Source organism: Sporosarcina thermotolerans, from assembly GCF_030067815.1.
GTDB lineage: Bacteria > Bacillota > Bacilli > Bacillales_A > Planococcaceae > Sporosarcina > Sporosarcina thermotolerans.
Genome location: NZ_CP125968.1, coordinates 1,433,995 through 1,454,854, shown reverse-complemented (window position 1 = coordinate 1,454,854; position 20,860 = coordinate 1,433,995). Strand labels below are relative to the sequence as shown.

The following is a 20,860-nucleotide window of genomic DNA, read 5'->3' as shown; positions in this document are numbered from 1 at the left end:
ATTTGAACAGCCCTTTTCTTGGCTCAGCTTTCGCACTAGTATTTACCTAATACTCCTTTATCCCTGATTAGAGGATACATAATTTGTTTTCAAGGCTTTTGTTCTCCAATCTTTTATAAAAAGAACAGATGCAACAATCACTGTACCAAGCCATACGAGCAACAAAATGCCTGAAATAATAGGCAGTGTGGTTAATTCGAATACAGTTCGATCTAATAACGTTTGGAAACCTATTAGTAGAATCGATAGCGTCCAAGAGATACTTCCATAATGGATCAGCAATTTTTTTATACGACCATTAAATTGAACTTTTTCCAAAAGCCATCCAAGAAAGATTAATGTCTGTAATGCATGAAAGCCTATTCCATGTAGTACGATTATATTTCCCGTATCTCCTGTAAATCGATCTTGAAGCAAAATCATCCATATTCCAGCAATATTGGCTATCAGAATTGATATGAATGCATAGCGAATCCCTGTCATCAACAAAGGACGTTCAATCGGATATTTTATTCGAAAAAACTGTATAGCAAGCAGTAACGCTAATATCACAAGTACTAGCGAAACAACCCCAAATACCATTCCGCCGATTATATCGACAACGGATCCTTCACGAGAAAACCTTGGATCGAATCCCCGAAAGTTCTGGATCGTTTCGATTGCATAACCATATAAGGCCGAGATTATAAAAAGCCATCTGAAAGCCTTCCTCTTCCGAGCTTCAAGTCTAGCTAAAGGTAAAATTGCAGCTATTGAAAGGATATAAATACCGATTGCCGCATTAAAGGAGAAAGCATCTCCTAAATTGCCTTCGGGTAAAATAATGCGCCCTTGAAAAAAGATAATGAAAGCAATGCCTGCGGCAAGAATAAATCCAAGAATACCAGTAATGACAAGCCATCTTTCTCCTTCAAATAGCTTCACAGACGGTTCCACAAATTCATTTCGACTTGACAAGAATAATCCCTCCACGCGATTTTCTGTGAATTCAAATTTAGCTTGAAGAGTTTTCATTGATACCTATCATTCAGGTTAAAAAAACCGCTTCGTAATTTCAAGGACCTCATCATAACAACCTTCATTTGCTAAAATCCAGTCACCACCTGTCGCATAATCAACAGGGCCTCCATTAAATGTTGACGTCTTCAGTCCCAGCTCTTTAGCAAAGATTAATTGGGCTGCTAAATCCCACGGACCGGACTTAGAATTCACAAAGGCTGCAAATTTTCCGTTAAACACATGAATCGAATCGATCCCGCCGCAGCCAAAATAGCGAATATCAAAACTCTTCTGTAATAACTCTTGAAAAATATCTTTCTTACTCCAGGATGAAATGTTTGCAGAAACTAATCCTTCACTTAGCGTTATCTCTTTTGGCTTTTCTAATCGTTGACCATTTAAATACGCACCTTGGCCATTCATTGCATAGTAAAAATCATCGTTCATCACATCATATAAAATAAGCTAACTCACCGATATCCTTTTCATAATAAGAGACGAGAACACAAAAATAATCCTTTTGCTTGACGAAATTTGTGGTGCCATCAATTGGATCAATCACCCAGATTGAATCAAATGACCCTTTCACTCCTTCATACCCATGCTCTTCTCCAATGATTCCGTGAGTCGGATATGTCTCCTGAATTTTAGCCCGGAAATGAGATTCAACGGCTTTATCAACATTTGTGACAAGATCATTCGCACTGCTTTTTGTATCCACCGTCAACTTCGTCAAAATGGATTCCTTTATAAATGGAATAATTTCTTCCACCCATTTTTTCGCCTGTTCATGAATTTCGATTAAATGTTCCTTCATATCCATTTCCTTTCTTCGTATCCTTATTTACATCACTTAGCAATCTTTCAATCTTATGACATTTTTCTAAGCATAACAAAAGATGGAGGGAAGCAAAGTTATTTAATCTGATCTCTATAAACTCTTAATACTATTTACAACTTGTTTACAATTCGCGATTTTTTATGAATCTATATAGTGATGTTGCGACAACTTTAAACACGTACATCAAACGCTACCTCAAATGGATATGTATTTGCTGCGTCGAATACTTCCTGACGTTCACGTGTTAAGAAAAACATCGTCCCACTCCTTTTTTTCAGTAAAGTGGCAATACTAAAAGGATTATTACCAACTTAATAGAATGATAGACATAAGGAGATTTTTTTACTAATGGTGCAACTGTTAAAAAAACGGATTCGACAGAGTAGATTTTTATATGCATTCAAATAAAAAAACGGAGGAGTTATTTATGTTCATCAAAAAAATAATTATGATTTGCGCAGTGTTTTTAGCATTAGTAATTGCGGGCTGTAATAACGAAAAGCCAATAAAAGAAGAAGTTATTCAACACAATTGGAATGAAAGTCCTCTCTTTAAATCAGGAAGTTTCACAATGATCGGGGAAGAAGGTCGTTTGGGTTTTATTTACGATGATAGCGAAGTAGTTAGATTTTATCCAGACAAAGTACAAAAGTATATGTGGCACTTTTGGGGAAATAATGATGAGTTAATTGGTAATTTTAAGGTTTTAGGAACTCACGAAAACAGTGATGAGGAAATAATTGTTGTACCCACAATAGGGAATTCTTTTCCAACCCCTCATAATGGTGCAGATCAACATTTCCCAACAAATATGATGCTCCCTAAAAGTGGAATGTGGAAGTTAGATGCTTATTTTGGAGATGAACTATTTGGAAGCGTTTATGTAAAAGTTCATAAGAAATAAATCGTTATTGAACTAACGCAGCAAGATAGTTTAGTATAAAAAGCCTCGATCTCCTTAAAAATAAGGAATTCGAGGCTTTTTCGTAAAATCATTTTTTCCCCATCCCTCAGCGAATTGGCCTCGGCATGAGTTACCTGCACATAAGAAATCTGGGGTACTATCAATAACGATCCAAATTCTTAATATCCTCAATCAGTTTTTCAACATTTTCCTTTTTGTAGCCCAACTCGTACAAAATCTCACAACACTTTGCGTATCATCGACTTTCTCCCAATAGGAAAAGAGTACTTCTTGCTCAATTCACTTAACACATCATTCGGCAAAATGGGAAACTGTTGATTTGTCTTGGAATCATATCTTAATGAATAGCCTTTTTCAACAAACGCCTCCCGAATCATCATCGCCAAGTCCACAGCATGCTTCGAAATCTCATCATATAAGCCATCTTCAAACAAGGTTTCAAACTGGATCCCTAATAATCTCCCCTTAGCAAGCAATCCGCCTTTTTGTTTGATCATATAGCGAAAGTCTTTCTTAAGATCATCATTTGTGATAACAACAGCTTCTCCAAACAATGCTCCGAGTTTCGTTCCACCGATATAGAACACATCACAAAGTCTTGCGATATCCCCTAACGATAGATCATTGTCTTTTGCAGCGAGACCATACCCTAATCGAGCTCCATCCATAAATAATGGCAAACCGCATTCCCGGCAAACTTTGCTCAATTCCTCCAATTCGGATTTACTATAGGTCGTCCCATTCTCGGAAGGGTGAGATATGTAAACCAAACCAGGCTGTACCATATGTTCATGAGTGACATCGTTCCAATGGGCATCATATAATTCTTTTACTTGTCTCGCAGTAATTTTCCCATCATCACTCGGCAACGTAAGCACTTTATGTCCAGTGGCTTCAATTGCTCTCGATTCATGTCCTGCAATATGACCCGTAATTGCAGAAACTGCTCCTTGATGCGGGCGCAATATGGAAGAGATAATCGTAGTATTTGCTTGTGTTCCGCCAACCAAGAAGTGTACATCTGCATTCTCTACATCACACGCTTCTCTAATATAACTTCTTGCCCTTTCACAATATTCATTCATTCCATATCCAGGCGTTTGTTCTTCATTGGTTTCCAGTAGTCGTTTCAGAATTCGTGTATGAGCACCTTCTGCATAATCACTTTCAAAACGTATCATTTATCATCCATCCACCCTTGCTGTAATTTTGAATCTTTTTTAAGTATATCTTGTCCTGAAAATAAAATTAAGTATATCTTTGCCATAGAGACAAAGATATACTTATAGTCACGCTTTTCTGTTTTATATTAATTTATCTTCTTCACTTTCCCATCGAAGGTAGTGCCTTCGTATATTAAATCTTTAAATGGCTCCTCGCTATAATGGTAGAATACAAATCCATTGTCGGATGCGAGCCTATTCAAATGAATAGGTCCACTGTTTGAAGAATGGGCAATGACCGTATTAAAATAATTGTCTTTGTCCATAACAAAAACTAAATACAGGCTTTTATTATCCTTAAATTGTAAAGTACGTTCCGTTATTTCGAATGACTTGTTCTGTTTATCCGAAATTGACAGTTCGTCTGTGACCGACCAACCCCAAAACCCTTTAGACACAGCATATACGTTGAATCCTTCTTCATAAGGTTTTATGGCTATCTCCTGATTTTTGTTTATTACAAAACCCACGCCCGGCTGCCCTTCTACATCATCCAATGCGGCAGATGCCGTATTATTCACTATGTATTCATCCCAAATAAAGGATTTAAATATAAAGATTCCAATTAGAAGTACGAAGCCGAGAGCGCTTGTATTTAGCCTTTTATTGCGCTTTTGCTCTGCCATCCGGGGAACCCCCTTTCCTTTTCCTTTAATTTTCTATGGGATATCCAATTTTCTTAATCATTAATAAGACAATTTTGTTTTCCTTGAATCCAATTTCTAAATTAATCATATTTTCTTTATCAAAATATCCAATTGTATCTAATCCACTTTCAACTCTTTCATAAAAGTTTTCTCCATATGCTTGAATTACATTTTCTTTTGTATCGCCTGTTTTAATTCCTAATGTAGTTTGATAATTGTTGTTGAAATAATAGCTGATTACTTTATCTTCAATAATCCCAAATTCAATTCCTTCATAAACTAGATATTTTGATTTTGGGTTTGCTACAATATTAACTTCAATTGGTTTACCAAAAGCCCCTGTAACGTCATTTGCAGTTGAGTTTAATGCAACTGAATTTACACTTTCTTCTGAGAGGTTAGTACTTTTTGTACTATCATAGAATTCCGTTTTGCTCTTAGCGAAGGGATCACACCCCATTAACAATAAAAGCATAAATAAACTAAACACTAGTGTTCCGTATTTCATTTTACTCTTCAATATAAAACTCCACCTTAATTTTTTATCAAGATTCTACAATATTTAACGAAAACAGTTCGTGAAAGTTCCAACGAACCTGCTGCGTTTGTTAAGGTACCTGTGCAAGAAACATTCATGATAATTCAACCAATTTGTATAAATATTCAACAGACTTGTATCACTATGCGATTCGCATTGAATTTATTGAATAGTTTGCTGCACAGGTACCTAAGAAACAAACGCAAAAAAAAGAAGCACGCCCTCACCATTCGGAGAGAACATGCTTCTACTGTTGCGATATTTCATTCGTCTTTAGTGTAGTTATACTGAGAAGGATCGACAGGGGTATAGCCTTTTGGCGTATAAAATCTTAATAAGTCACCATTCACGACTTTATCGGAAAGCTCCAATTTATAAGCCACTTCTTTTTTCAAAGAATTGGCGTTCTCCATTTGACGATCGTCGAGTGGTAAGCCTGTTTGATTATCATAAAATTTTTCATTAATTGAAACAATAGTCGGGCTGATAAAATCACCATTTCGAAATGGGACAACTTCATTATGCTCTTCAGAGAATAAATCAGAACCGAATTGAACAAAGTTTTTCGTATCAATTCCAAGCAAATGCAACAACGTCGGAAGAAGATCTGCCTGACCGCCATACGTGTGGTTGATGCCGCCTTTCATTTTAGGAACATGTATAAATAAAGGGACGCGCTGCAAGTTCGCACTTTCATAAGGAGTAATGTCTTTCCCTATGATTTTGCCCATCGCTTTTTTATGATTCTCGGAAATACCATAATGATCGCCATATAGAACAATGACCGAGTTATCATATAAACCTGATTCCTTTAATCGAGTAAAGACTTTTTCAATCGCTTCGTCTGCATACCGTGCAGTTTGGAAATAAGCGTCCACACTGCTGTCCCCAGTCTTGGCTTTATCGATTGTCCAAGTCTTGATTCATATCATACGGATAGTGATTTCCAACCGTAATGAATTTCGTATAAAAAGGTTGCGGCAGTGAACTCAACAGAGCTTCAGATTGTTCAAAGAACGGTTTGTCCAACAAGCCGTATTCTGCCATGTCGATGGAGTTACTCGTATCATAATAACTCGCATCAAAGAAATGGTCGAATCCAAATTCTTTATAAATCGTATTTCGATTCCAGAAGCTTCCGTTATTACCGTGGAATACAGCGGATGTATAGCCGTAATCCTTTAAAATACTTGGGGCGGCTTGGTACGTATTTTGTGCTTTCGTTATAAAAGCCGATCCTTGCGGCAGCCCAAATAAGGAGTTCTCCAACATGAATTCCGCATCGGCTGTTTTACCTTGGCCTGTTTGGTGGAAGAAGTTATCGAAATACGCTGTATTCTTATCTTTGGTTAATGAATTTAAAAACGGTGTAACTTCTTCTCCGTTCAATTTGTAGTTTATCAAAAAGTTTTGGAATGATTCTAAATGCAAATAGATAACGTTCATTCCTTTGGCAGCTCCAAAATAGTCTGGATTCGGTTCGGCGTAAGTAGATTGTGTATAGTTCATCACTTCTGTGACATCACTGCTATCCGCCAAAGCTCTTTGCGATGTCGCAGCCATCGTTTCCACCGAGTCATAAATCGAATAATTATATATCCCTAAATATTTCACAATATAATTTCTATCAAAACCGCGAGTCAACAGTTGCGGGCGACTCATTTCAGCGAGTCCTAAATTGATAATAGAAATTATTAAGGCGCTAACAATAATCGCAGCGGCTTTTTTAGTTCCAATCCTATTTGTTTCTATTTGCACCTTATGTGAAAATCGAAGATACAACATGACGAATACATCCACAAAGAACAGAATATCAAAAGGGTCTAACAGGGACTGAATACTTCCGCCCAAATCCCCGAAGTTCTGCGTTTGGAAAAGGGTAGGCAATGTAATAAAATCACTGAAAAACCGGTAATAGACGACATTCGCATATAAATAAATCGACATAAGCGTGTACATAACGACGAGCACTGTATATTTTTTCTTACCTTTAAACAAAAAAGAAATTCCTAAAAATAGCAATGCAGAGCCAAGAGGATTTAGCAGTAAAAGGAACTGCTGAAGTGGTCCTTCTACCCCTAATTCAAATTGTGTGGTTTGAGCAATATATGTTTTCATCCATAACATCAATACAGCTACTGCATATATCCCTAAAAAGTTGTGTAAAAGAAAATCTTTCAAATTCCATTGTTTTCCATGTAAACACCAACCTTTTATTTTTTATTTAACCTTTAATCTGCGGAAAACATTATTTTAAAGTAACATTTTTAGCAACTAAAATATAATACTCCCCTTTAGCTTTTTCGTCAAGCCCGGCATTTAGATAAAAAAACGGTATCAGTTTCCAATACAATTCAAAATTGTATTGGAAACTGATACCTTAAATTAATGGTAGCTCCTATTGAAAAGGAGTAAGATGCTATCTCTCGGCCATTGTCAAAATCAGCAGTCTATAAACGATGAATACACCAAGATAAGCTCCAGTGATCAGGAAAAAAAGATTAAGAAAAATGGCGTGAATTGCAGTCATAAATACAGTATTGTCGATTAGGATTTGGAATATGGAAGTTGATGCAATACTTCCGAAAACAATTGCTGATATAACAGCTGTGATATTAAAAGTAATTCGGAACTTAATGTTTTTATTCTGAAGATAAAACATAATAATAGGAAAAGTAATGCTTGCAATAACCAATAAAACCTTCAAGTGGTCACTCCTTTCGTACGTATAACTAATTATCACCTGAATTACAGGCGGCTAAACGAAGGCGAAATATTACTTAACAAGTAGAGAAGATGTTGTGATTTAATTGCGGATTAATTGGAAGTTTCGTAGTTCGACCAATAAGTGCAATAAGGACTGTGCGAAAAGAATAGCGGACAGTAATCGGACTGATAATAGAAGAATCTTTTGTCGAAGTAGATTCATCTGTTCTTTTAACTGCACCAGATAACCACAGAAGCTTACCTCTCCACAAATCACTGGGGGTGGTTGAATAAAGACAATTATAGCTGAAATAAAAAGCCTGTATCTTAGATCACTTAGTGATCATAGAAACAGGCTTCTTGGTTATTATTAGTGATGGATGCCAGGTTCTGGAACAATTCAATATTCAATGAGAACCTATTACTCAAATTGGTCTTCTATTTCTTTTCCTTTTTTTTATCTCTTTTCTTCTTTTCCTTCTCTTTTCCTTCTTGTCTTTCTTCTCTCTTTTTTTCTTTTCCTTCTCTTCTTTCTTCTTCTGTTTTCCTTTCTCTTTTTCTTTCTCTTTTTCTTGCTTTTGTTCTTTCTCCTTCAACTTTTCTTTCTGTTCTTCTAAATCTTTTTTCATTTTCGCGATTAATGGTAAATCAAATTTCTTTGTAGGCAATTCACTGATCGATCTTGATAGGACTTGCTCGAAAATTGGTGGTACTGTGAAACTACTCGTTGATGTTAAGTAATGTTCGGCATCTGTTTTATCATAGCCCAACCAAACTGCACCGACGATGTCTGGTGTATATCCGACGAACCAATGATCCTTCGATCCATCCACACCCGTGAATGGCAGCTGGGTGGTGCCTGTTTTACCGGCTACTTCCATCCCAGAAATTTGAGCTTTCTTGGCCGTTCCAACTTCTACAGCACCTTTTAGCATATAGGTCATTTGCTGGGCAACTTCCGCTTCTGTTACTTTTAGGGACTGTTCACGCCATTTTCCAATGACTTCGCCTTCCGAATCCTTTATTTCCAATATAGCATGGGCTTCCATCATGACCCCATCATTCGCAAATGTGGAAAAAGCTTGAGCCATACGCAGGGGTGAAGTACCTTTATGCAAGCCCCCTAATGCCAGGCCAAGATTATGATCCTGTTCTTCCAATGGGATTCCGAACCGTTCCACAGTGCGAACGCCTTCTTCAATACCAATGTTATTTAGGAGCCAGACGGGAGGGATATTATACGATTGAGTGACTGCATCGTACATTGTCACTTGCCCTCTAAATTGCTTATCAAAATTCTTCGGTGAATATCCATTAATGTTGATTGGTTCATCAACGAGCAGATCCGAAATTTGATAGCCTTGCTCGAGCGCAGGTGTGTAGGCCGCAATGGGTTTCAAGGTCGATCCTGGTTGTCTAACGAGCTGGGTCGCATTATTAAAGCGACCATACGTGTATTCTCCTCTGCCCCCAACCAATGCACTAATTCCACCAGTTTTAGGATCCAAGAAGACAGAACCGCTTTGAATGAGTTGATCTAACTTACTCTCTGGAAAATTACGATCATCCTGATAGACTTCTTCAAGGGCATCTTGGATGACAGGATTTAACGCTGTATGAATATGTAATCCTCCAGCTAACACTTCATTTTTCGTTAGCCCGTACTTGTTGACCGCCTCGTCAATGATTTGGTCAATATAATATGGATACTTCCCTTCATAATTCGGCATTGTTGGATCGGCTAACACAATTTCTTGTCCGATTGCTTCATCGTACTCCGCTTGACTAATATACTTTTCATCTTTCATTAACGATAAAACAATATCGCGTCGCTGCACCGACTTTTCCATGCTTTTATAAGGAGATAAATGGGTAGGTGCTTTAATTAATCCCGCTAATGTAGCAGATTCACTTAACGTTAATTCGCTTACATCTTTTCCAAAGTAGATTTGCGCAGCCCGTTGAACACCCATGCCCCTTCGCCGAAATAGATTTGGTTGAGATAGCGTTCCATGATGTCATCTTTTGAATACGTTCTTTCAATATTCTTCGCTATAAGCAATTCTTTAAATTTACGGGAGTATGTACGGTCCTGAGTTAAAAACACATTTTTTGAAAGCTGTTGCGTGATTGTACTCCCACCAGCAACGACTTCACCTTGTAACATGTTTTGGGTAAATGCCCGGGCAATCCCGAAATAATTAACCCCACCATGTTTGTAAAATTGTTGATCCTCAACAGAGATGACTGCTTCAATCAGCTCTTTCGGAATTTGATCCAAAGCAACTCCTTCAATATTGGAATTTGAAATCTTACTAACGATCTCTCCGTTTTGATCATAAATAAACGTCGGTCTCGGTTCAGTTTCTTCCAGTTTACTCACATCATTTGATGCAATTAATCGATTCAACATGACCAATCCACAAATGGCGACAACTATCATTCCGATTAATAGGATTCGGATAGGTTTTTTTAAGTTAGACCATCTCTTCTTTAATTTCGATTGTTTCTGTTGCTGCTTATGTTCCATTCTTCCCATATGTATTCCACCTTCTTCATTGCCTTTCGAACATACAAGTTTAGCATAGAAACCAAACTGAACTACAACAAGAAAATTCTACCATGCCATACTGATCTGTCATGGCGAGCTTCATTTTGTAATAGTATAGGGTACCAGGTTCTGAAACAATTCGAAATTCAACGAGAACCTAACACCCAAAGGTTAAACCGAACCCGTTCTTATATGGCAGTTTTTTTTTTCGGTACTTCCTTTTTCAACTAAACTGCCGTGTTAGTTGAAAATGAAAAAAGAGCCATCTAATCGGCTCTTTGATTTTCAACTTAAGCACCCCGTTCGTGGAATAGCTATAATATAAAGTGGAAAACAACTTTTTCAAACAACCCATTCATAAATACTTTTTGATAATTTTCTTGTGAGATATTTTATATAAACTTTTTACTATAAAATTAATTGTCAAATAAAATCCGTTAAATAATATTGTAAAAATAATACCTCGAACTATCACTAATAACACATAATACTGTTTGTCCATATAAAAATCTCTATCTAACCCTTCAATAGAATAAGCTGGATAGTAGTACACTGCAGAACTTATAAAAGCATACAAGGTTAGTATTATCATTACCAATATCATTGTATTTATCTTCATTTTTGATGTATTTTTCAGAACAATAATCTCCTTTATAAAAACCTTTAATAAATAGTGCAGGGTACCATGTTCTGAAACAATTCGAAATTTAACGAGAACCTAACACCCAAGATGATGTTACTCAGTATTGTTTACCATAATGTTGATTGTACATATTCAATTTATCTCCGTCAGTCTCCATGGTTGATTGCCTTTTTTCTCGTATTTAGAGACGTACTCTTCATCAACCTGTAAGTTTTCCCATAAAATTTCACTATCAACGAAAAGCTTAAATGCTTCCTCTTTTGTTTGATTGTTTGGGTCATATGCTTTAATCCAATACTCTTTGTCGCTTGTATTACCTTTTTCAGTTACAACTAACATTGAAGCTGAGTAAGTTGAAGGGACATAACCACAAGAACTTAGCAACAATAAAACGAATATCATTAATAGACTATGAGTTCTTTTCATCGTTTCACCCCATTCATAATGATCAATATTGAAGTGCGGGTTCCAGGTTCTGAAACAATTCGAAATTTAACGAGAACCTAACACCCAAGGATGACTAAAATACCAATCTTTCTACTCATAAGTTTCCCCCTCATATCGGGCGGGTACTCAAATTTAAGTAGTTATTGATTCCGTTCCCTTATTAGATCATGTGTATTCTTCGTATGATTGTGGTAAACTGAATATATAGTAAAAGAGACTGGGTGCGCTTAGACCCAGTCAGTCAGCTAACATCCGCATGAAGTGCGGTCGGCCATTAGTACGAGAGTTTTTACAAGAGTAACTGCCCTGCTTACTTGCCGGTTAGCGGAGGGTAGTTACTTTTTTCTTTTGGTGTATAGTGTAATCATCGCTACAATGGTCGTTGCCGTTGCTACAAGAAACATTCCAAACTGAAACATCAGTGTCATTGCTTGGTATGTCACCATATAACACCCCTTACTCCAGAGTGCCAACCGCCCATCCGCCGTATGCCGCTGTACCTTCCATTCTATCACTTTATTCTCAAAATTGCGAACAGGATTTCTGAATCTATCTTACAAAAAGAAGTACAAGTCTAAATAGAGAGAATTCGATCTTCTTTTTGTTGCTTTCATCACCTTAATACCATAAAGTAAATTCCTTCAAGCTTTTGCCTTCGCACATTCGGAGCCCATTCTTCCTTCTCAATATAATACTCGTAAGCCTCTTTAACTAAATCTAAACCTGCTCCAGTTCCATTGAAAGTAGATCATCTAAAGGGTCATGTCCATTAAACATTCCCACTTAATACAGTAATTAGAGATACCAAAAATCTCCATACGGAAAAAGGCAAGTGAAATTTAAACTTGAACTTGAATACAGGATGTTGCAAAATAACAGGAACATAGGAGGTATGGAAATTGAAGATCAAAAAATTAGATCATGTGGGTGTTATTGTTAATGATCTTTCTGCCGCGAAAGAGTTTTTTCTCGATTTTGGACTTGCGGTGAAAGGAGAATGGGAATTGGAAGGAGAGTTGATGGGATATGCAGTTGGGCTTAATGACGCTAAAGTATCGTGTGTAGGACTGGTACGCCAGACGGTCAGACATGGATAGAGCTTATCAAATTTATCAAACCAGCAGATGAAAAGGATATTCAGGAAACCTTTGCAAATACACTGGGGATCCGGCATATTGCATTTTCTGTTGAAGATCTTGAAGCTATCGTTGCCAAATTGAAAAAGAAGGGTACGGAAATCTTCAGTGAGATACAGCAATATGAAGAGAGTTATAAATTATGCTATGTTCGTGGTCCAGAGGGAATTATCTTAGAATTGGCTGAGGAAATCAAATAAGGTATGGGAAGATAAGTGCAGGGTGTTAGGTTCTATAACATTTCAAAATCTACTAAAACCTAACACCTAACACTCAACTAAAAATTATATGAGGCTTCTTTTTCTTCCCGGATTTTTGCATACGTTTCAGTTAACGTTGCCGTATCTTCAACTAACCGATCAAGGCGGAATAATACATCATCATTGACGATTTCTTTCCTGAGAAAATCTTTTTCCTCAATGAATACATACGTTTGCACGATTTGTGCCTTCATATACGAGAGGATTGGTTTTAGTTGTTGCTCCGCAATTAAATAATGTTTGGATGTGCCAGCTGTAACGAACAAGCTTACGACTTTATCAAGGAATGCATTCACAGGCAGTAGGTCGAAAATATTCTTTAATGTTGCAGGGATGGATGCTTGGAAGATAGGCGTCCCTATAATGATTGCATCCGCATCCATCAGCGTTCGAAGTACATGCGCTGTATCGCCTTCGTATTCCAAGAAATTACGTCCATCACTGAATGGAATTGTGTAATCCGCTAAATCGAGGAGTGTCCATTCTGCCTCTGGGTACTTTTCAGTTATTTTCTTTTCAACATAATTCATCGCCGTCCTTGTTTTAGAACCAACGATGGAACCTGATATCCCAACAACTTTCACTATGTTTCCCTCCTATTATTTCGCTGTATGCTTTTTAATTGCTGGTAAAATTTCATTGCCAATGAACTCAATGTTTTTCATTAGTTTTTCAAACGGCACTCCACCAAAGTCCATTTGTGCAATATACCGTTGGTGACCAAATAGTTCATGTTGGTATAGGATTTTCTCGACCACTTGCTGCGGACTACCGACATTCAAAACATCACGATTGTCTGCCCCTTGCGCAAAGCCCCGTTTTGAATAGCTTTGACCGTTTATGAGCTCCATTCCTAAATTGACGTGTGGGTATACTTCTTTTTGAGCTTGTTGTGTTGTTTCCGCTACATAGAAAAACCCGGCAGTGGCAACAGGTAAAGTCGACGGATCATGTCCATACTCTTGAGCTGCTTGTCGGTAAGCGTCAACTGAATACTTAAAGTTAGCAGCTGGGCCACCTAACATTGCAATTTGCATCGGCACACCCGCAATCCCTGCTTTAATCGCACTTGCAGCATGGCCACCGACAGCACGCCATATCGGAAGTGAACCGTTTAAAGGACGAGGAATAACCTTTGCATCTCTCAGAGGCGCACGGAATTTCCCGCTCCAGTTCACAATCTCTTCTTCATTTATTTTCACTAATAAATCAAATTTCTCTTCATATAACTCTTCATAATCCCTTAGATCATATCCGAGCAAATCAAATAACCCGACACGCGATGCACGGCCAGCAATAATTTCAGCACGTCCATTTGAAATCAAATCAATCGTCGCAAAATCTTCATATACGCGAACAGGATCCAAAGTACTAATGATTGTCGAAGCACTCGACAGCTTAATAGTCTTTGTCGCTTGTGCAATCGCGGCTAAAACGACTGAATGTGCTTGGGTTGTAAAGAACTCTTGATGACTTTCTCCGACGCTAAAGAAGTTGATGCCCGCTTGCTCTGCTAAAGTTGCCAGTTCAATAATCTCTTGGATACGTTGTTGTGCAGGGATTCTCTCCCCGGTATGTGGATTCGGAATATGATCTCCGAGTGTATATAAGCCGAACTCTAATCCGTTTTTGGGATCTATACGATATTTTTCCATATTCGTTCATCCTTTCGGAAAACAATATTTTATTTCCTATCTCTAATAGTACGCTAATAGCACTTTATGTGAAGTACGCACTTGAAAGTGGTATAGTATACTAAAAGATACTAATGGAGTTTCGGGAGGAATTTACGTGAAGATTGAGCCGGAATTATGTCGTGTTGATGACGCATTGGATATATTAGTAGGAAAGTGGAAACCCTTAATCTTATTGCATTTAATGAAAGAAGGAACGCAGCGTTTTAGTGAGTTGAAGCGAAGTCTGCCAGAAATCACACAAAAAATGCTGACAAAGCAATTAAGGGAATTGGAAGAAGAGGATATTGTCGAACGTAAAGTGTACGCACAAGTACCGCCTAAAGTGGAATATACCGTAACCGAATACGGAAGAAGTTTAGAGTCGATTTTAGTTGCTATGCATGAATGGGGCTTGAATCATCAAAAGCATAAATTGCAAAGGCAAATGGAAAAAGCATCGGCAGCTGAATAGTCGATGCTTTTGTTGTATTGCAGGGTCCATCTGGAGCCTAAACAGTTTTGATGCAATGGTATCAAGAGGAATAATTGATTTCCTCTAAGAACTACCTAAGATTACTCGTCTGTTTTTGTAACACCACTTTTAGCTTTTTCCTGAATTTATTCCGATACGAATTTTTCCACATCTTTTCAATGTCTATTTTACCAATGACATGTCGCACCTTGTCATTTTCGAGGATCAACTTATTGGTGTGTACATCATCTATAAATGCTTGAAACCATTCGTATTGTTCAAGAAACCCGATATTCTTGTTAATTTCTTCTTCAGTAACATCTTTCATAGAAGAGAAAATAAGTGTCCCAATTGAACCTATCAGTTCGAGTAAAATCCCCATTATATCTTCTCCTTATAACGAATAACGAAGCCAAGACGGTGGGGCTAAACCCCCGTCCCTATCATTTAGCTTTCTATGCAATTTGAATTTTAGGTACTTATTGAATTTTGAATTGTTACAGAATCTAACACCTTAAACTGAAGATTGCTATGTCTATCCTATTTCTCCTTTTATAGAAGTTATAAAATATAATTATACACGAAGAAAAACATAGGGAGATTTTAGTCTTCCTATGTTTTCATTACTATTATTTATCTGTTTGTTTTTGCTTTTTTTCCAAATACTCGGCACGCATTTTTTCAAGATGCTGCTTTTTATCAAACTTGGCGGGCTTGTTTTTTTCATGATATTTAGTCACTGCCGATTTGCCTTTGTTATCCAATTGGTATTTCCCCATCTTGTTCACCTACTTTTCTTTTCTCGTCTTTAAGAGAACCTATTCAACAACTATAATGCACCTTTTTTTATCAAGTATACCCTTTAACCGCTTCGTAGTGACAGTGTACCAAGTACTCGTTTAGTTCTGAATGGTTTGAGCCTGGTACTAAAAACTAAGGAATTAGAATCCGTTCACTCTTTTTGAATAAATAATTCTCTTTCGTCAAAAATAACAATGGTGATAATAAATCGTCCCTGTTATGGAATAAAAAAGGAGATGAATGGATGCAAGTTCGAATATTCAAGTGGTTGTTGGTGTCGGGGTTTTTATTTTGTTTGCATTTAACAGAAGTCTTGACTGTTTATGCGAATGTCGAACCCTTGGTAAATGTATCGCAGGAATGGTCGAAAGCAGTCATACAAGATGATCAGGTAGAAGATTTACCTGACCTTGACGGAGGACCTGAAAATTCTGGGCGGGATCCTCAGCAGCCTGTTGACCTAAGAATTTTACAACAACGGTATCCAGATATTTTTTTCTTACAAGGTCCTACTGATCAAAAACGAGTTGCTTTAACTTTTGATGATGGTCCTGACCCGCGTTTTTCAAATGATGTATTAGATGTATTGAAACAGTACAATGTGCCAGCAACATTTTTCGTGTTAGGTTCAAGGGCCGTTGCGAATCCTGAAATTGTCAAGCGATATCAAAACGAGGGGCATGTAATCGGAAACCATACGTACTCCCATCCTAACCTTGTCAAAGAATCCGATCTCAAAACCTTAGAGCAAGAAGTAACTAAAACGGAAGATGCTCTTAACGGCATTATTGGTTACCGGACAAAATTATTTAGACCACCATATGGCTTCTTATACAATGAATTGGTCGAAAAGCTTCGCGACATGAACTATTACGTGATTGCCTGGTCGGTTGATTCGTTGGATTGGCAGGAAGACCCGCCGGAAGTTATTGCTTCAAAGGTGTTAGACAATATTCATCCAGGCGCGATTATTCTCATGCACGATGGAGCAGAATCGGGTGGAGATGAACCAATACAATTGAATCGCTTCACCTAATTATCCCGGCACTTCAAGAGCAAGGGTACGAATTTGTCACAGTTCCTGAATTGTTAAATATTCCATATAAGAAATAGAAGGTCTCTCTTCTATTTCTTTATGAAATACACTTCAGATCAGATCAATAGTGCTGTTAGTAAAAGGTGATCGCCTAAAAAAGAAGCATACATTCTCCTATTGGAAAATGTATGCTTCTTTTCCGTTCTATTATTCCATAATTTCTATGGAGACGGCGGGAGTCGAACCCTCTTCTTACAAGAATGCTGTTAGGACGCGGATTAAGGGCGGTTTTCTTACCCTAAAAACATCTTTGACTATGGTTTTGACTATGTTCCTGCCCCTTGGCTCGCCCTTACAAATAATTTACTTAACATCCTTCTTTTATTATCTACTTTTTAGACAGTTATCTTCATCTGTTGGATAAACAACATATCTGCATTTCTATCGATATATTAATCCATTTACTCCTGCTACGATAAGGTTACATAGCAAATGCAAAACAAAAAAGGAGTGATAGAAAATGGAAAAAATTTATGATGTAGCAATCATCGGTGCTGGTCCTGCTGGAATGACAGCAGCTGTCTATGCTTCTCGAGCCAACTTATCAACCGTCATGATTGAACGTGGTATGCCAGGTGGCCAGATGGCCAATACCGAATTGGTGGAAAACTACCCTGGATACGAATCCATTACCGGTCCGGACTTATCTCATACAATGTTTGAACATGCTAAAAAGTTCGGAGCTGAATATGCTTACGGGGATATTAAGGAAATTGTTAATGAGGAAAAGTACAAAATAATTAAGACAGGAAACAAAGAAATACTGGCGAGAGCCATTATTATTGCTACTGGTGCTGAATATAAAAAACTCGGAGTACCAGGTGAATCAGAACTAGTAGGACGAGGGGTTTCCTTTTGCGCCGTTTGTGATGGAGCATTCTTTAAAGACCGTGAATTAGTTGTTATTGGAGGCGGGGATTCAGCTGTCGAAGAAGGGGTGTTTTTAACCCGATATGCTAGGAAAGTAACCATCATACACCGACGCGATAAGCTTCGCGCCCAAAAAATCTTACAAGACCGTGCATTTGTAAATGAAAAGGTAGATTTTATTTGGAATCATACCATTAAAGAAATCCACGGTGAAGATGGAAAAGTAAGTAGTGTCACATTAGTCAATACCATTGACGGGACCGAACGCAAATTCCAAACGGGTGGTATTTTTGTATACATTGGTATGGTTCCATTGACCAAGCCATTTCTCAATTTAGGAATTACTAATGGAAAGGGTTATATTGTTACAAACGAAAATATGGAAACAAGCATCCCGGGAATATTCGCTGCTGGAGATGTTCGGGAAAAGACGCTTCGCCAAATTGTCACAGCAACTGGCGATGGTAGTATAGCTGCTGAAAGTGCACAGAAATATTTAGAGGGATTGAAAGAAACTTTACTAGAGGTTGTTCATCAATAAGGAGGGGATAAAATGATTAAAATTAAGGCATGGACTGATTATGTATGTCAATTTTGCTACATTGCAAAACGTGAATTAGAGAACGCCATTAAAGAATCGGGTTTAGAAGACCAAGTGGAAATCGAATATAAAGCTTATGAATTGGTACCAGATGCACCAAGCAAACCTACTATTACAACAATAGAGGGATTAAGTCATCGGACTGGAAAATCAAAGGAAGAAGTACGTGACATGTTACAAGGTACCATAGAGAGAGCAAAAGGTTTAGGGCTTGAATACAATTATGACAATATGATGTGGCAAAAAACCTTAAATGCACATCGTGTAGCAAAATTTGCCCATGAGGTTGGAAAAGAGCGTGAATACCAAGAGCGTATTTTCCATGCCGTATTCACTGAGAATAAATTCCTACCAGACAATGAACAACTAATTTCCTTGGCAAGAGAAGTTGACTTAGATGTTAACATCGTCCGAACCATTTTAGAAGATCATAATGCTTATTTAGATGAGGTTGAAGCAGACAAAGCGGAAGCAATGGCTTTACGTATTACTGGGGTTCCCTTCTTTTTATTTAATGATAAATATGCTGTAACCGGCGGACAACCAGGAGAAGTTTTTAGAAATGTATTAAAAAAAGTTGCAGAAGAAGTAGGTATCACCCCTAAGTATGAGACATTTGGGGAAATTAATGAAGGTGTTTGTGGTCCAGATGGTTGTTTAATATGACGGTAAGTGGAATATATTGGGACCCTTTAAATGTTATTCTTTAAAAAGCTCTAAAACGGTCATTGGATATAGTTGACTTGGAAGCACGTCAGCCCGAACCATTAAACAAATGGTTGGAAAAGTAGGATATTATTTTCGCAAAAGAAATTGAAGTAATGTACGAGTTGTTTTTAGGAACCGTTATTTCTTTTATTGAAAGTACACTTGAGCAAGATGATTATCAATTAACAGCCTTCCTATAAACTTACTATATTAAACGAGTATCCAAAATAGTAAAGGATGATGAAAAATGAATTTTGAATTTGCAAAACGGCTAATGGATAATTTTACTTACGAGAGACAGGCGGATGCCTTAGATATGTTTACAGAAGATGGCATCTTTGAGGACTTTACGTATGACTTTCGAGTGGAAGGCATGGAACAACTAATTAATCTCTTTCAAAAATTCTTTGATCCCTCTAAGTCTAAGTTTAAATTTACGGCTCAAAGCTATATTGGTGACGAAACTGGTGGAGCTATTGAATATACTTCGGAAATGCAAATCATGATGGGCGAAGGAAAAGGACAACAGGTTAAGGTTAGAGGAGCTGCAGTTATCAAGCTTCGTGACGGTAAAATTACTAGATTCAGTGATTACTGGGATCAAGCTGGTGTGCTACGTCAAATAGGTATACTTAAGTAAGGGGCAAAATAATGCCCCTTTTTTGTAGCATTTTTAATTATCATGGGAGTTTAATAACTATTTTTTTTATCTCGTAACGTATAAGCGATGTAGTGCAGGGTACCAATTCGAAATTCAATGAGAACCTGGCACCCAAAGGAACATATTTTTTTAGTTCTTCGTAACTATAAGTCGTATAGATAGGTTCTTTAGTATCAAACAAAATAAATGCTGGTGACTTTTCTAAATTCAATCCTGAATGACTCTTATTGAACTCCTCTACTGAATCTATGTCGTTATTTTGTGCAATTTAGACACGTCAAGCTCATCTTTAATTTCTTCACTAGACATATCAAATTCTCCAACTATCAACAAGGCTAACAACTTCAAAATTCTCATGGCTAATAATGGCTTCATGATGATTTTCTATAAAGAACTGATCCTTTTCACCCTTGTTCGTGCGTCTGGTGAAGTTGCCATCAGTGTAGGTTTTCTGAAGGAGAACATCTCCTATGTATTTCTCATTACCTAAAATGCCCCGGGTAGTAGTTCCTGTCCACTGACCACCTCTTTTGGTAGATATCCCTTCGCCATTTAACCCTTGGGCGATTCTCTGAGTGCCTATTCCGGATAACGCATGCGCAAATATCCGTTTAACAACCTTTTCCTGATCTTTGTGTACAACAATGTTTCCACCAACATAACCATATCCATAGGGAGGATAAGAAAGTTTGTATGTTCCATTTCTAAACCGTCTTTGAATGGACCACTTATTGTTCTCTGAAATAGAAATCGATTCATTTTCGGCAAGACTACTTAAGATTGTCAGCATAAGCTCACTATCCATCGACTGCGTATTGATGTTCTCTTTCTCGAAATAAATTTATACCCCAAGATTGACCAGCTTTCTTACAAGTTCCAAATACTCTTTAAAAATTCGTTCATATGGTTTACTGATTTTAATAAGCGTTTATAAAATGATTTTCATACTTTTTCAAACGCATGAATTGACTTGTATCGGACAGGTTTTAAAAGTACACCTTTATAAACGAAATGAATCCCAAAGATTTGAGTGTTGAATTACAATAAAATCACTCCACA

The 20,860-nt window shown here is 37.4% G+C and carries 19 protein-coding genes and 5 pseudogenes; 7 read left to right on the top strand and 17 right to left on the bottom strand.

The features are described from left to right. Positions 1 to 57: 57 nt before the first annotated feature. The 3 genes from QNH10_RS08270 to QNH10_RS08260 all read right to left on the bottom strand — a co-directional run bounded on the left by QNH10_RS08270 (position 58) and on the right by QNH10_RS08260 (position 1,822). Positions 58 to 957, bottom strand: a complete 900-nt coding sequence (locus QNH10_RS08270; RefSeq protein WP_283734205.1) for a hypothetical protein — start codon at positions 955 to 957, stop codon at positions 58 to 60. 75 nt (positions 958 to 1,032) lie between these two features. Then, positions 1,033 to 1,446, bottom strand: coding sequence for an inositol monophosphatase family protein (locus tag QNH10_RS08265; RefSeq protein WP_283734204.1), 414 nt, complete (start codon positions 1,444 to 1,446; stop codon positions 1,033 to 1,035). Between the two features lie 4 nt (positions 1,447 to 1,450). After that, entirely contained in the window at positions 1,451 to 1,822 is a 372-nt protein-coding gene (locus QNH10_RS08260) for an inositol monophosphatase family protein (RefSeq protein WP_283734203.1), read from the bottom strand. A gap of 445 nt (positions 1,823 to 2,267) precedes the next feature. On the opposite strand from QNH10_RS08260, the gene QNH10_RS08255 reads away from it, so the two are divergent. Then, positions 2,268 to 2,744: a DUF4871 domain-containing protein gene (locus QNH10_RS08255; RefSeq protein ID WP_283734202.1), complete on the top strand. Its 477-nt coding sequence runs from the start codon at positions 2,268 to 2,270 to the stop codon at positions 2,742 to 2,744. Positions 2,745 to 2,904: 160 nt separating this feature from the next. Here the strand turns inward: QNH10_RS08255 and QNH10_RS08250 are convergent. The 9 genes and pseudogenes from QNH10_RS08250 to QNH10_RS08210 all read right to left on the bottom strand — a co-directional run bounded on the left by QNH10_RS08250 (position 2,905) and on the right by QNH10_RS08210 (position 11,966). Then, positions 2,905 to 3,946: pseudogene (locus QNH10_RS08250) on the bottom strand (threonine aldolase family protein). Positions 3,947 to 4,074: 128 nt separating this feature from the next. After that, a complete protein-coding gene (locus QNH10_RS08245) occupies positions 4,075 to 4,614 on the bottom strand; it encodes a hypothetical protein (protein WP_283734201.1) in 540 nt (179 codons plus the stop codon). A 25-nt stretch (positions 4,615 to 4,639) separates the two neighbouring features. Further along, positions 4,640 to 5,155, bottom strand: coding sequence for a hypothetical protein (locus QNH10_RS08240; protein ID WP_283734200.1), 516 nt, complete (start codon positions 5,153 to 5,155; stop codon positions 4,640 to 4,642). A gap of 281 nt (positions 5,156 to 5,436) precedes the next feature. Then, a pseudogene (ltaS, locus tag QNH10_RS08235) lies at positions 5,437 to 7,354 on the bottom strand (lipoteichoic acid synthase). Between the two features lie 238 nt (positions 7,355 to 7,592). Next, entirely contained in the window at positions 7,593 to 7,880 is a 288-nt protein-coding gene (locus QNH10_RS08230; protein ID WP_283734199.1) for a transposase, read from the bottom strand. 424 nt (positions 7,881 to 8,304) lie between these two features. Next, entirely contained in the window at positions 8,305 to 9,609 is a 1,305-nt protein-coding gene (locus QNH10_RS08225) for a transglycosylase domain-containing protein (protein ID WP_283734595.1), read from the bottom strand. A gap of 135 nt (positions 9,610 to 9,744) precedes the next feature. Further along, positions 9,745 to 10,292, bottom strand: a pseudogene (locus QNH10_RS08220) (transglycosylase domain-containing protein); the annotation flags it as partial. 913 nt (positions 10,293 to 11,205) lie between these two features. Next, complete coding sequence (locus QNH10_RS08215) at positions 11,206 to 11,499, bottom strand: hypothetical protein (protein ID WP_283734198.1); 294 nt, start codon at positions 11,497 to 11,499, stop codon at positions 11,206 to 11,208. A gap of 356 nt (positions 11,500 to 11,855) precedes the next feature. Next, entirely contained in the window at positions 11,856 to 11,966 is a 111-nt protein-coding gene (locus tag QNH10_RS08210) for a putative holin-like toxin (RefSeq protein ID WP_283734197.1), read from the bottom strand. Positions 11,967 to 12,419: 453 nt separating this feature from the next. Between QNH10_RS08210 and QNH10_RS08205 the strand changes: the two are divergent. Beyond that, positions 12,420 to 12,856: pseudogene (locus QNH10_RS08205) on the top strand (VOC family protein). A 77-nt stretch (positions 12,857 to 12,933) separates the two neighbouring features. Here QNH10_RS08205 and QNH10_RS08200 read toward each other — a convergent pair. Beyond that, on the bottom strand, positions 12,934 to 13,500 hold the full coding sequence (locus tag QNH10_RS08200) for an NADPH-dependent FMN reductase (protein ID WP_283734196.1): 567 nt from the start codon (positions 13,498 to 13,500) through the stop codon (positions 12,934 to 12,936). A 15-nt stretch (positions 13,501 to 13,515) separates the two neighbouring features. Then, complete coding sequence (locus tag QNH10_RS08195) at positions 13,516 to 14,571, bottom strand: LLM class flavin-dependent oxidoreductase (RefSeq protein WP_283734195.1); 1,056 nt, start codon at positions 14,569 to 14,571, stop codon at positions 13,516 to 13,518. 136 nt (positions 14,572 to 14,707) lie between these two features. Between QNH10_RS08195 and QNH10_RS08190 the strand changes: the two genes are divergently transcribed. Continuing rightward, entirely contained in the window at positions 14,708 to 15,064 is a 357-nt protein-coding gene (locus QNH10_RS08190; protein WP_283734194.1) for a winged helix-turn-helix transcriptional regulator, read from the top strand. A 91-nt stretch (positions 15,065 to 15,155) separates the two neighbouring features. Here the strand turns inward: QNH10_RS08190 and QNH10_RS08185 are convergent, their stop codons facing one another. Both QNH10_RS08185 and QNH10_RS08180 read right to left on the bottom strand, forming a co-directional pair. Continuing rightward, positions 15,156 to 15,446, bottom strand: coding sequence for a hypothetical protein (locus QNH10_RS08185; protein ID WP_283734193.1), 291 nt, complete (start codon positions 15,444 to 15,446; stop codon positions 15,156 to 15,158). 247 nt (positions 15,447 to 15,693) lie between these two features. Next, a complete protein-coding gene (locus tag QNH10_RS08180) occupies positions 15,694 to 15,843 on the bottom strand; it encodes a hypothetical protein (RefSeq protein WP_283734192.1) in 150 nt (49 codons plus the stop codon). A gap of 266 nt (positions 15,844 to 16,109) precedes the next feature. Between QNH10_RS08180 and QNH10_RS08175 the strand changes: the two are divergent. The 4 genes and pseudogenes from QNH10_RS08175 to QNH10_RS08160 all read left to right on the top strand — a co-directional run bounded on the left by QNH10_RS08175 (position 16,110) and on the right by QNH10_RS08160 (position 19,780). Continuing rightward, positions 16,110 to 16,978: pseudogene (locus tag QNH10_RS08175) on the top strand (polysaccharide deacetylase family protein). Between the two features lie 443 nt (positions 16,979 to 17,421). Continuing rightward, complete coding sequence (gene trxB, locus QNH10_RS08170; protein WP_283734191.1) at positions 17,422 to 18,372, top strand: thioredoxin-disulfide reductase; 951 nt, start codon at positions 17,422 to 17,424, stop codon at positions 18,370 to 18,372. A gap of 12 nt (positions 18,373 to 18,384) precedes the next feature. Next, positions 18,385 to 19,098, top strand: coding sequence for a DsbA family oxidoreductase (locus QNH10_RS08165; protein ID WP_283734190.1), 714 nt, complete (start codon positions 18,385 to 18,387; stop codon positions 19,096 to 19,098). A gap of 289 nt (positions 19,099 to 19,387) precedes the next feature. Further along, a complete protein-coding gene (locus QNH10_RS08160) occupies positions 19,388 to 19,780 on the top strand; it encodes a nuclear transport factor 2 family protein (protein WP_283734189.1) in 393 nt (130 codons plus the stop codon). 331 nt (positions 19,781 to 20,111) lie between these two features. Here the strand turns inward: QNH10_RS08160 and QNH10_RS08155 are convergent, their stop codons facing one another. After that, complete coding sequence (locus QNH10_RS08155; RefSeq protein WP_283734188.1) at positions 20,112 to 20,591, bottom strand: recombinase family protein; 480 nt, start codon at positions 20,589 to 20,591, stop codon at positions 20,112 to 20,114. Between the last annotated feature and the right edge of the window lie 269 nt (positions 20,592 to 20,860).